Source organism: Paraburkholderia phenoliruptrix (genome assembly GCF_047325075.1).
Taxonomy (GTDB): domain Bacteria; phylum Pseudomonadota; class Gammaproteobacteria; order Burkholderiales; family Burkholderiaceae; genus Paraburkholderia; species Paraburkholderia phenoliruptrix.
This window is the reverse complement of sequence record NZ_CP168531.1, coordinates 1,519,785-1,533,233: the sequence shown is the minus strand read 5'-3', so window position 1 is coordinate 1,533,233 and position 13,449 is coordinate 1,519,785. Positions and strand designations below refer to the sequence as shown.

The following is a 13,449-nucleotide window of genomic DNA, read 5'->3' as shown; positions in this document are numbered from 1 at the left end:
GGACGCCCCAATGCGAGAACTGCCGACGCCTACCCTGCCCCTCGCTTCGATCTTCGAGTCGCGTCGCCTGCCCCGCGCGGAAGAGACGGTTACCGCGCAACATCGGCTGCGAGTCACGTGGGCTCGCACCGACGAAGAGCTTCGCGAGGCGCAGCGTCTGCGTTACCGTGTGTTCGCCGACGAAATGGGCGCGCGCCTCGCGGGCCCTGCCGGCCTCGACGTCGATTCGTTCGATCCATACTGCGATCACCTGCTGGTGCGCGACCTCGATACGCTGAAGGTGGTCGGCACCTACCGCGCGCTGCCGCCGCATCAGGCGGCGCGCATTGGACGCCTCTACGCGGAAAGCGAGTTCGACATCTCCCGTCTCACGCATCTGCGCGCGAAGATGGTGGAGGTGGGCCGCTCGTGCGTGCATCCCGACTATCGCAGCGGCTCGGTGATCATGTCGCTGTGGGCCGGCCTTGCGGCCTATATGAAGCACAACGGCTACGAGACGATGCTCGGCTGCGCGAGCGTCGCGATGGTCGACGGCGGCCACTATGCAGCAAACCTCTATTGCTCGCTGCGCGACAGCGCGCTCACGGCGCCCGAATATCGCGCATTCGCGCACACGCCGCTGCCCGTGGACGAACTGCAAACCGGCGCCAATGTCGCGCCTCCGCCGCTCGTCAAAGGATACCTGCGTCTCGGCGCGAAGATTTGCGGCGCGCCCGCATGGGACCCGGACTTCAATACGGCCGATTTCCTGACCCTGTTCCGTCTTTCGGACATCAATGCGCGCTACGCCCGCCACTTCCTCGGCGACGCATTGCCGCGCTAGGCGCGCACGCGCAGCGCCAGGTGCATGAACACACAAGCAGAAAAGCCCGGCAAAAACCGGGCTTTTCTTCATCTTCAGCCTGCTTCGCCCAAGCGCGGGCAAGGCTCGGCGTCATGCATCAGTCGTCCGTATAGACCACTCGATACGGAATGCCAACCTTTTCCCACTCCGCCGCCTCCTGAATCAGGCTGTAGTCAGTGAGCGGATTATTGGCGACCCATTCATTGGGCAAACGCACCTCATAACCGCCGTTCGCCTGCGCGACCGTAATGCCGGGCAGCCCGACGTCGGCACGCCGGCGGCACAACAATGCCGCGAGCCGCAGACAGAACAGCAACGGCCACTCGACCTCGCGCGTTTGCGACAGCTTGCCGAGCTTGCCCGCATGACCGAGCACGAGCGAGGCGAGCCGCGCCTGGTCGGTGCGCGAAAAGCCGGGCATGTCCGCGTTGCTCGCGATATACGCCGAATGCTTGTGATACGCGCTGTGCGAAATCGACAAGCCGATTTCGTGCAGCGCCGCTGCCCAGCCGAGAAACATGCGATTTTCGACGCGGCGTTCTTCGTCCGGCTCCGCGAACTGATCGTAGAAACGCACCGCCAGCTCGCCGATGCGCCCCGCCTGCGGGCGGTCCACGCCGTAGCGGCGCATGAAGCCTTCCACGGTCACCGTGCGCATGTCTTCATGCTGCGAACGGCCGAGCAGATCGTAGAGCACGCCAAGGCGCAACGCGCCGTCCGTCGTGTCGACGTAATCGACGCCCAGTTCGTCGAACACCGCGATCATGATCGACAGACCCCCGGCCAGGACGGGAATGCGGTCCGCCTTCAGCGCAACGAGCTTCAGCCGATTGACGTTTTCCGCCTTGATCAACGCGCGTTTCAGGCGCTCGAGGCCGCCGCGCGAAATGCCGTGCGTAACGCCGGGGTCGTTAAAGCCGTTCGCCTCGACGAGTTCGGCGAGCGCGCGCGCCGTGCCGGACGAACCGATGGCCTGCTCCCAGCCCGTCTTTTTGTATTCCGACGAAATGATCTGGATTTCGCGGCCCGCGGCCAGTTCGGCCTGACGCATCGTGTATTCGTCGACGTTGCCTGCGGGGAAAAATGCCCGGCTATGGCTCACGCAGCCGATATACAGGCTCTCCATCTTGATCGGCGTGTAATGCGAGCCGATGATGAACTCCGTCGAACCGCCGCCGATGTCCACCACGAGCCGCTTGCCGGGACTCGCCGGCACCGAATGCGCGGCGCCCGCGTAGATGAGCCGCGCTTCCTCGCGGCCCGCAATCACTTCGATCGGAAAGCCGAGCGCCGCTTGCGCTTCACCGAGGAATTCGCCGGCATTCTTTGCGATGCGCAGCGTGTTGGTCGCAACCGCGCGCACATGGTCGGGATGAAAGTCGCGCAGGCGCTCGCCGAAGCGCTTCAAGGCGTCCCAGCCGCGCACCTGCGACGCCCGGTCGAGCATCTTGTCACGCGACAGACCCGCGGCGAGCCGCACCGGCTCGCGCAACGCATCGACCTGATAGATCTGGCTGCCGGCGTCGGTTTCCTCGACCCGGCCGACGATCAGCCGGAAGCTGTTCGAACCGAGATCGACGGCAGCAAGGAGTTGTGGGGTATTGACCATCGGGTATGCGGACTCCATGCGCGCGAGCGCGGCAGCGGTGGATGCGAGCAAGGCGGAACCTCCGCCCGAGGTTCCCGGCGCCTTGCGACCGGCCGCGCTGTTCAAAGACGCCATTCTAAGCGTACCGGAGCTCACGATGTCACCTCGCGGAGATGGGGGTGCCCCATGCTCCCATACGAACTGCGTCATCTTGACGACAGGCGAGGAACACAGCGTAGAATTTATAACATTGAGAATGTCATAACAATGTCATCATATTGTGAGAATTTCCGAGCGTCTTTCCGCCCCTATATCCGAAATTCCATTCTCGCTGCCGATGTCCATCCGCTACCCCTTATTGAATCGCGAGCTGGGCATTCTGGGTTTCAACGAGCGTGTGTTGGCGCAGGCTGCCGACCCCGCCGTCCCTTTGCTCGAACGCCTGCGTTTCATCTGCATCACCAGCAGCAACCTCGACGAATTCTTCGAAGTCCGCATGGCCGGTCTGCAGGAGCAGATGCGCGACAATCCCGGCGCGCTGTCGCCTGACGGCATGTCGCTGCAGCACGTGTACGACCTCGTGGTCGAGCGTGCGCAAAAGCTCGTGCATCGGCAGTACACCATGCTGCACGACACCGTGCTTCCCGCGCTCGAGGCAGAAGGCATCTATTTTCACGGCACGGAAGCATGGAGCGAAGCGCAGACCGAATGGGCGCGCAATTATTTCTTCGACGAACTGCTGCCCGTGTTGACGCCGATCGGCCTCGACCCGGCGCATCCGTTTCCGCGCGTGCTCAACAAGAGCCTGAACTTCGTCGTCGAACTGGAAGGCAAGGACGCCTTCGGCCGCCAGGCGATGATGGGCATCGTGCAGGCACCGCGCGCGCTACCGCGGCTCGTGCGCATGCCGCAGGAACTATCGGGCTATCCGCATGGCTTCGTGCTGCTGAGCTCGCTGTTGCAACGCTTTGTCGGCGAGCTGTTCCCCAATCTCGTCGTGCGCAGCTGCAACCAGTTCCGCATTACGCGCAATAGCGAGCTCTTCGTCGACGAAGACGAAATCACCAACCTGCGCGTCGCGTTGCAGGGCGAACTGCCGGCGCGGCATCTGGGCAACGCGGTGCGGCTCGAAGTATCGGCGGAAACGCCCGCGCATGTCGTGCGGCGCCTGCTCGACGAAAGCAGCCTCAGCAACAAGGACTGCTATTACGCGAATGGTCCTGTGAATCTCGTGCGTCTCATGCAGTTGCCGGAAATGGTGGATCGGCCGGACCTGAAGTTCGTGCCGCACATTCCCGCCATTCCCGCGCCGATCGCCAACGCCGCCAGCATGTTCGACGTGATCGATCAGGGCGACGTGCTGCTGCATCATCCGTACGAAAGCTTTCAGCCGGTGCTCGAGTTGCTGCTCCAAGCGGCCAAGGACCCGAATGTGGTCGCGATCAAGCAGACTATCTACCGCACGGGCACCGACTCGCCGCTCATGGATGCGCTGATGCAGGCCGCGCGCAACGGCAAGGAAGTGACGGTGGTGGTCGAACTGCTCGCGCGCTTCGACGAAGAAACCAACATCAACTGGGCGTCGCAGCTGGAAGCGGTCGGCGCGCACGTCGTGTACGGCGTGGTCGGCCACAAGTGTCACGCCAAAATGATGTTGATCGTGCGACGCGCAACGGTGGGCGGCAAGACGACGCTTAAGCGCTACGCACACCTCGGCACCGGCAATTATCATCCGCGCACCGCACGTCTTTACAGCGACTTCGGTCTGATGACCGCCGATCCGAAAATCTGCGAAGACGTGCATCACGTGTTCCAGCAGCTTACCGGCATTGGCGGCGAACTGAAGCTGCACGAGCTGTGGCAGTCGCCCTTCACGCTGCATCCGAAGCTGGTGGAAGCCATCCGCGCCGAAGCCGACCATGCGCGCGCGGGCAAGAAGGCGCGCATTGTCGCGAAGATGAACGCGCTGCTCGAACCCACGGTGATTGCGGAGTTGTACGAAGCGTCGCAGGCTGGCGTGAAAATCGACCTGATCGTGCGCGGCGTATGTTCGCTGCAGCCCGGCGTACCGGGTCTCTCGGAGAACATCACGGTGCGCTCGATTGTCGGGCGCTTTCTCGAGCATCATCGCATTTATTATTTCTACGACGACGGTCGCGAGCAGGTGTATCTGTCGAGCGCGGACTGGATGGATCGCAACTTCTTCCGCCGCGTCGAAGTCGCGTTTCCGGTCAACAATCGGCGGCTCAAGCGCCGCGTGATCGCCGAAGGTCTCTCGGCATTTCTCGGCGACAATCAATCGGCGTGGCTCATGCAAAGCGACGGCCATTACCGTCGACGCCGGCCCGGCAAGTCCTCGCGCAACGCGCAGATGAGCCTGCTCGCGAAGTTCTGTTCGTGAATCGGGGTGCTCGCCTCAACGAGCGCTGAAGTCTTACGACGCGCCTCGCGCGGCCACGAGAAAAAAGCCCGCTGCTCAGCGGGCTTTTTTTCTCCGACCGTCAGCTGTCATGCATGCGCCGGCTGCCGCCGCGCCGTGCGATACAGCGGAAATCTGACGGAAAACGTACTGCCCCGCCCTTCTTCGCTTTTGACGTCGAGCTGCGCATCATGCCGTTGCAGCACGTGCTTGACGATCGCGAGTCCGAGACCGGTACCTCCCGTATCGCGCGAGCGGCTGCGGTCCACGCGATAAAAGCGCTCGGTCAGACGCGGAATGTCCGCGGCCGGAATGCCGAGGCCGCTGTCGGTCACCGAGAAGACCGCCGCACCGCCCTGCGTGAGCCAGCTCACCTTGATCGTACCGCCGTCAGGCGTATAGCGGATCGCGTTGGTCACGAGATTGCCGAACGCGCTCAGAATCTCGGTTTCGACGCCCGTGACGGTCAGGCCTTCGTCGGCTTCGAAGGTGATGGTGTGGTGGTCGCTCGACAGGCTTTCCGCGTCGTCGCGCAGATGGCGCAACACCGCGCGCATGTCGATCATCTGATCGCTCGGCGGCTTGTTGTCGCCCTCCAGTTTGGCAAGCACCAGTAGATCGTTGACGATGTGCCGCATGCGCGACGCCTGCTGCTCCATCAGGTCGAGATAGCGCGTGCGCTCGGCTTCCGCGAGCGGCAATTCGCGCATCGTCTCGAGAAAACCCGACAGCACCGTGAGCGGCGTTTTCAGTTCGTGCGACACGTTGGCGACGAAATCGCGGCGCATCGCATCCGTGCGTTCCAGCTCCGTAATGTCTTGCGACAGCACCAGCTTGCGGTTCTCGCCATAAGGGAACACCTGCACGGAGAGCACGTTTTGCCGCTTCTCGCCCATGCCGCGCATGATCAGCATTTCTTCGTACTGGTGCGAATTCAGGTACCGCACGAAGTCCGGCTGACGCACCAGATGCGTGATGTGCTGACGCAGATCGCGCTTCGCGTCGAGGCCGAAATGCACTTCGGAGATGGCATTGCACCACTCGATCTGGTCATGATCGTCGAGCATGGCCACCCCATTCGGCGAGGCCTGAATCGCCTGGATGAAGCGCGAGTGCTGCTGCTCGACCTGGCGCACCTGCGCATGCCAGCGCTTCGCGAGCTTGTGCAGACGGTAGTAGATTTCGCCCCAGATGCCGGGCGCACTCGGCACCTCGCCGTAGACCGGCGCGTCGAGCAAACGCCACAAACGCTCTTTATGGAAGGTGCCGACGAGGCTCTGCACGAGCAGCATGACGACCGCGAGGATCAATGCTGCCTTCACGTTCACGAATGCGCCGACCACCACGCACAGTATGGCGAGCAGCACGATCGAAACGATGGAGCGCGCCCAGATGATGTTCATGGTCTAAACGATCGAAGAGAACGGCGTGCGCGCCGCGGCGAGAGGTCAAGCGCTCTTGGCCAGACGGTAGCCGCTGCCGCGGACCGTCTCGATCATAGCATCGCAACCCGCCGGCTTGAGTGCCGCGCGCAGACGCTTGATATGCACGTCCACCGTGCGCTCTTCGACGAACACATGGTCGCCCCACACCTGATCGAGCAATTGCGTGCGGCTGTGCACGCGCTCGGGGTGCGTCATGAAAAAGTGCAATAGACGGAATTCGGTCGGACCGAGGTCCAGCTTGATCTCGCTGCCTTCGGCGTGCGCGGCCACCCGATGCGTAGCCGGGTCGAGCTTGAGCCCGTTGATCGCGACCACGTCTTCGGTGAGTTGCGGCGCGCGGCGGCGCAGCACCGCCTTGATGCGCGCCATCAGCTCTTTCGGCGAAAACGGCTTGGTCACGTAGTCGTCCGCGCCGATTTCGAGGCCGAGCACCTTGTCCTGCTCGTCGCCGCGCGCGGTCAGCATGATGATCGGGATGTGCTTCGTGCGTTCGTTGTTGCGCAGGTCGCGCGCGAACGCAATGCCCGACTTGCCCGGCAGCATCCAGTCGAGCAGGACGAGGTCAGGCAATACGTCGCTGATCAGGTTCTGCGCCTGTTCCGCGTTGTACGCGCGAATCGGGCAGTGTCCGGCGTGTTGAAGATTGACCGAAATCAGTTCGGAAATAGCGGGCTCATCTTCAATGACGAGAATGCTGCTGGGCATCGGCACCTCTGGTCCTTATCTCTGGATTAACTGAGCGCTTCGCGTTCGAGCGCGTCGCGCGACTTGTGCCGCACGTCCGTGCCCTTCACGATGTAAATGATGAATTCGGCGATGTTCTTCGCGTGGTCGCCGATCCGTTCGATCGCCTTTGCGATGAACAGGAAGTCGAGTCCCACGGAAATGGAGCGCGGATCTTCCGTCATGTACGAAATCAGCTTGCGCACGAACGCGCGGAATTCCTCGTCGATCGCCTTGTCGTCGCGCACGATCTGCGCGGCGGCGACCGTGTCGAGGCGCGCGAATGCGTCGAGCGCACGGCGCAGGATCGACACCGCCATTTCGCCCGACAATTTGATCTCGGCGATATTGATGGTGCGCGACGCGCCGTCTTCCATGAGACGCTTCGTGCGCTTGGCGATTTTCTCGGCTTCGTCGCCGGCTCGCTCGAGATTGGTAATGGTCTTCGAAATCGCAATCAACAGGCGCAGGTCGCGCGCGGCCGGCTGACGGCGCGCGATGATGTTGCTGCACTCCTCGTCGATTTCCACTTCCATCGTGTTCAGGCGATCTTCGGCGGCGATAACCTGCTCGGCGATCTCGAGATCGAATTCGTTGAGCGCCTGCATGGCTTTGACGATCTGCGATTCGACGAGGCCGCCCATTTCGAGCACCTTCGAGGAAACCAGATTCAGGTCGGCGTCGAACTGGCTGGAGAGGTGTTTGTCGGACATGTCGTACTCCGTTGGGTTGCCCGGCGCTTAGCCGAAGCGGCCAGTAATGTAGTCTTCCGTTTCCTTGCGGACCGGCTTGATGAAGATCTTTTCGGTGTCGCCGAACTCGATCAGCTCGCCAAGGTACATATAGGCAGTGTAGTCCGAACAGCGGGCCGCCTGTTGCATGTTGTGCGTGACGATCACAACCGTGTAATCGCTCTTCAATTCAGCGATCAGTTCTTCGATGCGACCCGTCGAAATGGGGTCGAGCGCCGAGCACGGTTCGTCGAGCAGCAGCACTTCAGGACGGATCGCGATGCCGCGTGCAATGCACAAACGCTGCTGCTGGCCGCCCGACAGGCCATAGCCGCTCTGGCCGAGCTTGTCCTTCACCTCGTTCCACAGCGCCGCCTTGGTCAGGGCCCACTCGACGCGGTCGTCCATTTCCGAGCGCGGCAGCGACTCGAACATTTTCACGCCGAACGCGATGTTGTCGTAGATGGACATCGGAAACGGCGTCGGCTTCTGAAACACCATGCCGATGCGCGCGCGCAGCAGCGAAATATCGCGCTTCGAGGTCAGCAGGTTTTCGCCGTCCATCAGGATCTCGCCTTCGGCGCGTTGCTCCGGATAGAGCGCATACATCTTGTTGAACGTACGCAGCAACGTCGACTTACCGCAGCCCGACGGGCCGATGAACGCCGTCACCTTGCCTTCGGGAATCTGCAGGTTGATGTTCTTCAGCGCGTGATACTTGCCGTAGAAGAAGTTCAGGTCGTTGACCTCGATCTTCGGGCGCGACGGCGAGGGCTCCTGGCCGCCTTGGGCGGGATCGAAACCGGCGGGCGCAGTGGGACGCGAGATCGGATTGAGTTGAGTTTCTGCCATGTTCATCGGATTACACTCCGCCCTTACTTGTTCGAAAAGATCGTGCGCGCGAGGATGTTCAGTCCCAGCACCGCGAGCGTGATCAGGAAGACGCCGGCCCACGCGAGCGATTGCCATTGCGCGAACGGACTCATCGCAAACTTGTAGATCGTGACGGGCAGATTGGCGACCGGCTGGCCGAGATCCGCCGAAAAGAACTGGTTCGACAACGCGGTGAAAAGCAGCGGCGCGGTCTCGCCGGCGATGCGGGCCACCGCCAGCAGCACACCGGTGACGATGCCGGCCACGGAAGCCTTCAGCGTGATCGACAGCACCATCTTCCACTTCGGTGTGCCGAGCGCGAACGCCGCTTCACGCAAGGCGTTGGGCACGAGCTTCAGCATATTTTCGGTCGTGCGGATCACGATCGGAATCTGCAGCAGCGCAAGCGCGAACACGCCGGCCCAGCCGCTGAAGTGACCCATCTTCGCGACGACCAGCGCGTAGACGAAGAGACCGACGACGATGGACGGCGCCGACAGCAGAATGTCGTTGATGAAGCGCGTGACGCTCGCGAGCCAGCGCTTTTGCCCGTACTCGGCAAGATAGACGCCCGCGAGAATGCCGATCGGCGTGCCGACGAAGGTTGCGAGCACAACCAGCAGCAGGCTGCCGACAATCGCGTTGGCGAGACCGCCGCCGTCGGTGTTCGGCGGCGGCGTGGACTGCGTGAACAGTTCGATGGACAATCCGCCGACGCCGAGGCGCAGCGTCGTGTACAGAATCCAGATCAGCCACAGGAGACCGAAACCCATCGCCGCAAGCGACAGCGTCAGTGCGATCGCGTTCTGCATGCGCCGGCGCCCTTGCAGACGCTCGCGCATTTTCTCGAGCGCGGCGGCGTCGCTCGAGCCCGGCATGTTCAAGGTGGGCTGGCTCATTTCGCGCCCTCCCCTTTCTCGAGACGAAGCAGCATGATCTTCGAAATCGCCAGCACGATGAATGTGATTACAAAGAGAATCAGGCCGAGTTCCATCAGCGCCGACGTATGCAGGCCCGGGTCGGCTTCGGCGAATTCATTGGCGAGCGCCGATGTGATGCTGTTGCCCGGCGAAAAGAGCGACACGTTGTCGAGCAGGTTCGTATTGCCGATCACGAAGGTGACGGCCATGGTTTCGCCGAGCGCGCGGCCGAGGCCGAGCATCACGCCGCCGATCACGCCGCTCTTCGTGAAGGGCAGCACGATCTTCCACATCACTTCCCACGTCGTGCAGCCGATGCCGTAGGCCGATTCCTTCAGCAGTACGGGCGTGACTTCGAAAACGTCGCGCATCACCGACGCGATGTACGGAATGATCATGATGGCGAGAATCACGCCGGCGCACAGAATGCCGATGCCGATGGGCGCGCCCTGGAACAGCGCGCCGACGACCGGAATGCCGCCGAGCACCGCGCCGAGCGGCTTCTCGAACCACGTCGCGAAGATCGGGGCAAACACGAGCAGGCCCCACATGCCGTACACGATCGACGGAATCGCGGCCAGCAGTTCGATCGCGATGCCGAGCGGCCGGCGCAGCCACGCGGGCGAGAGTTCTGTGAGAAAGAGCGCGATGCCGAAGCTGACGGGCACCGCGATGATGAGTGCAATGATGGACGTGGCGATCGTGCCGTAGATCGGCACCAGCGCGCCGAACTGCTTGCTGGGCGGATCCCATTGCGCGCTCCACAGGAAGCCGAGGCCGAACTGCCTGATCGACGGCATGGAAGCGATGATCAGCGAAACGATGATGCCGCCGAGCAGCATCAGCGTCACGATGGCGGCGAGGCGCGCAAGGCCGCCGAAGATCACGTCGCCGGCGCGGCTGGGCGCCTTCTGCTGCGACGCGCCGCCGGGCGGAGTCGCCCTCGGTGCGCCGGACGCTAATTGGATATCGGACATAAGAGCCTGATGGACCTTTTCCAGTTGCCATGCGACGTATGTCGCGCGGCGGGTCATGCATGTGTGCGCTACGATCCGGGCGCCGCTTCCGCGGGCAGAAATCCGCCGGTAAAAGCGGCGCCGGTCAATGCCATTGGCCGTCCTCACACGAGGACGGCCAATGTGTTACATGAAGCCGTGGCGGATGACCGCTGCGGCCACGCTTACTCGGCGAGCGGCTTGCCCGACGCGTCCTTCACCTTCGACTTCCACTGCGTCTTGATTTCCGACACGACGGAATCCGGCAGCGAGATGTAGTCCAGATCGTTTGCAGCTTGCGTGCCGTTCTTGAACGCCCAGTCGAAGAACTTCAGCGTTTCGCTGCCTTGCGGCGCCTTTTCCTGCGTCGTATGCAGCAGCACGAACGTTGCGCCGACAATCGGCCATGCGTTCTTGCCCGGCTCGTTCGTCAGGATCTGGTAGAACGACTTCGACCAGTCCGCGCCTGCTGCCGCTGCCTTGAACGTATCCGTCTTCGGCTCGACGACCGTGCCCGTCGAATTCTTCAGCGCGACGTAGGTCATGTGGTTCTGCTTCGCGTACGCCCATTCCACATAGCCGATTGCGCCCGGCAGACGTTGCACGAAGGCGGCGACGCCGTCGTTGCCCTTGCCGCCCGTGCCGGTCGGCCAGTTGACCGTCGAACCTTCACCGACCTTCGACTTCCACTCGGTGTTGACCTTCGACAGGTAATTCGTCCAGATGAAGCTCGTGCCCGAACCGTCGGCGCGGCGCACCACGGCGATGTCGGTGTCCGGCAGCTTGATCTTCGGATTCAGCGCGACGATCGCCGGATCGTTCCACTTCTTGATCTTGCCCAGATAGATGTCGCCCAGCACTTCGCCCGACAGGACCAGCTCAGCCGGCTTCACGCCCGGCACGTTGACGACCGGCACCACGCCGCCGACCACCGTCGGGAACTGGAACAGGCCGTCCTTCGCGAGTTCGTCGTCCTTGAGCGGCGCGTCCGAGCCGGCGAAATCGACCGTCTTCGCGATGATCTGCTTGATACCGCCCGACGAGCCAATGCCCTGGTAGTTCACCTTGCCGCCGCCCGACTTCTGATAAGCGTCGGCCCACTTCGTGTAGATCGGTGCTGCGAAGGTGCTGCCCGCGCCGGTGATGTCGGCTGCCTGTGCTGCCATCGCGAAGAACGCGCCAGCGACGCCAGCGAACACGGTTTGCATCAATTTCATCGAAACCTCCAAGGTGTGAGCGGTATGAAACACGAACACCGCGAAGCTTAGGGTCTCTTTGTGACAGTAACGTGACTAACCGTGAAACGCATGTGACAGTGCGTTTACTAACGTGAAAGGCGTTGCAGCGGAAAAGTCAGCGGTTTGGCGGCGCGTGACCGATGCCTGTACAGATTAGGCGAAAAAGATGGGGCGCGAACGTTTGCGAGCGCGCGGCGCGGCCTTCGCGTGCGGCGTGGCAAGGTTCGTATGCTGATGACGCGCGGCGTGCTGCAGGAAGGACGGAGCGCCCGGCGATCTGCTCCGTCCATGCGTGTAAATAAATGTCCGCTTAAGCCGTTGCCTGCTGCACGGCCGCCGCGATCGATTCCGCATGACGGACTGCGTCGTCGACGTGTTCCGCTTCAACCATCACGCGCAGCACCGGCTCCGTGCCCGAAGCGCGAATCAGCACGCGCCCGCGGCCATCGAGCGCGTCTTCGGCGCCGGTGATTGCGCGACGGATCGTGTCGCTGCTTTTCCAGTCGGCGTCCGGCTTCATGCGCACGTTGATCAGCTTCTGCGGGAACAGCGTGACGCCGTCGAGCAGTTCGGCGAGCGTCCGGTCGCTGCGCTTCATGGCGGCGAGCACGAGCAGCGCCGAGACAATGCCGTCTCCCGTGGAATGGCGATCCAGCGACAGAATATGGCCGGAGCCTTCCGCGCCGAGCTGCCAGCCGTGCTCGCGCAGCTGTTCGAGCACATAGCGGTCACCCACGGCCGCGCGCACGAATTTCACGCCGGCCGCCTGCAGCGCGACTTCGACGGCCATATTGGTCATCAGGGTGCCGACCGCGCCTTCCACCTTGCCGTCCGTCGCGATGCGGTCCTTGACCAGCACGTACAGCAGCTCGTCGCCGTTATAGAGGCGCCCCGCTGCGTCGACGACCTGCAGACGGTCGGCGTCGCCGTCGAGCGCAATGCCGAGGTCCGCGTGGTTCGCGCGCACCGCCCGCACGAGCGCGTCCGGCGCCGTGGCACCGACGCCGTCGTTGATATTGAAGCCGTTCGGCGCGACGCCGATCGGAATCACCTCCGCGCCCAGCTCGTGAAAGACGTGCGGCGCGACGTCGTACGCGGCACCGTGCGCGCAGTCGACCACCAGCTTCAGCCCGCGCAGATCGAACGCCGCCGGAAAGGTGCTCTTGCAGAACTCGATGTAGCGGCCGGCGGCGTCATCCAGACGCCGAGCCTTGCCGAGCTGCTCCGACGCCGCGCAGGCGAGCGGCAGCTCCAGCTGTTCTTCGATCTGCGATTCGACCTCGTCGGGCAGCTTGTTGCCGTCGGCGGAGAAAAACTTGATGCCGTTGTCGTAATACGGATTGTGCGACGCGCTGATCACCACGCCGGCCGCGAGCCGCAACGCGCGCGTCAGATAAGCAATGCCGGGCGTGGGCATCGGACCGGCCAGCATCACGTCGACGCCGGCGGCCGAAAAGCCCGATTCGAGCGCCGCTTCGAGCATATAGCCCGACACCCGCGTGTCCTTGCCGATCAGCACCGTGGGCCGCGTGCCCGTGCGCGCCCAACGGTCCGCGCCGACCAGCACCTTGCCTGCCGCATAGCCGAGCCGCAGCACAAACTCCGGCGTAATGGGGCCTTCGCCGACTTTGCCCCGAATTCCGTCCGTGCCGAAATAACGACGTGCCATCTTG

General features: G+C 63.0%; 11 protein-coding genes. 2 read left to right on the top strand and 9 right to left on the bottom strand.

The window, feature by feature from the left end:
• Positions 1–10: 10 nt before the first annotated feature.
• The gene (locus ACEN8U_RS19120; protein ID WP_013589107.1) at positions 11–823 is read left to right on the top strand and encodes a GNAT family N-acetyltransferase; all 813 of its coding nucleotides are present in this window, start codon (positions 11–13) and stop codon (positions 821–823) included.
• Positions 824–941: 118 nt separating this feature from the next.
• Here the strand turns inward: ACEN8U_RS19120 and ppx are convergent, their stop codons facing one another.
• A complete protein-coding gene (ppx, locus tag ACEN8U_RS19115) occupies positions 942–2,567 on the bottom strand; it encodes an exopolyphosphatase (RefSeq protein ID WP_015003355.1) in 1,626 nt (541 codons plus the stop codon).
• A 202-nt stretch (positions 2,568–2,769) separates the two neighbouring features.
• Between ppx and ppk1 the strand changes: the two genes are divergently transcribed.
• Positions 2,770–4,833, top strand: coding sequence for a polyphosphate kinase 1 (gene ppk1 / locus ACEN8U_RS19110; protein WP_041745614.1), 2,064 nt, complete (start codon positions 2,770–2,772; stop codon positions 4,831–4,833).
• Between the two features lie 107 nt (positions 4,834–4,940).
• Here the strand turns inward: ppk1 and phoR are convergent, their stop codons facing one another.
• The 8 genes from phoR to glmM all read right to left on the bottom strand — a co-directional run bounded on the left by phoR (position 4,941) and on the right by glmM (position 13,445).
• The gene (phoR, locus tag ACEN8U_RS19105; RefSeq protein WP_015003357.1) at positions 4,941–6,254 is read right to left on the bottom strand and encodes a phosphate regulon sensor histidine kinase PhoR; all 1,314 of its coding nucleotides are present in this window, start codon (positions 6,252–6,254) and stop codon (positions 4,941–4,943) included.
• 45 nt (positions 6,255–6,299) lie between these two features.
• Complete coding sequence (gene phoB / locus ACEN8U_RS19100) at positions 6,300–7,001, bottom strand: phosphate regulon transcriptional regulator PhoB (RefSeq protein ID WP_006051991.1); 702 nt, start codon at positions 6,999–7,001, stop codon at positions 6,300–6,302.
• Between the two features lie 26 nt (positions 7,002–7,027).
• Complete coding sequence (phoU, locus tag ACEN8U_RS19095; protein WP_013589111.1) at positions 7,028–7,732, bottom strand: phosphate signaling complex protein PhoU; 705 nt, start codon at positions 7,730–7,732, stop codon at positions 7,028–7,030.
• A gap of 27 nt (positions 7,733–7,759) precedes the next feature.
• Positions 7,760–8,608, bottom strand: a complete 849-nt coding sequence (gene pstB / locus ACEN8U_RS19090; protein WP_013589112.1) for a phosphate ABC transporter ATP-binding protein PstB — start codon at positions 8,606–8,608, stop codon at positions 7,760–7,762.
• Positions 8,609–8,625: 17 nt separating this feature from the next.
• Positions 8,626–9,522, bottom strand: coding sequence for a phosphate ABC transporter permease PstA (gene pstA / locus ACEN8U_RS19085; RefSeq protein WP_013589113.1), 897 nt, complete (start codon positions 9,520–9,522; stop codon positions 8,626–8,628).
• Positions 9,519–10,520, bottom strand: coding sequence for a phosphate ABC transporter permease PstC (gene pstC, locus ACEN8U_RS19080; protein ID WP_015003359.1), 1,002 nt, complete (start codon positions 10,518–10,520; stop codon positions 9,519–9,521). The genes pstA and pstC overlap by 4 nt, the downstream gene beginning before the upstream one ends.
• A 203-nt stretch (positions 10,521–10,723) precedes the next feature.
• Positions 10,724–11,755: a phosphate ABC transporter substrate-binding protein PstS gene (gene pstS, locus ACEN8U_RS19075; RefSeq protein WP_015003360.1), complete on the bottom strand. Its 1,032-nt coding sequence runs from the start codon at positions 11,753–11,755 to the stop codon at positions 10,724–10,726.
• 331 nt (positions 11,756–12,086) lie between these two features.
• Positions 12,087–13,445, bottom strand: coding sequence for a phosphoglucosamine mutase (gene glmM, locus ACEN8U_RS19070; protein ID WP_015003361.1), 1,359 nt, complete (start codon positions 13,443–13,445; stop codon positions 12,087–12,089).
• Positions 13,446–13,449: the final 4 nt, after the last annotated feature.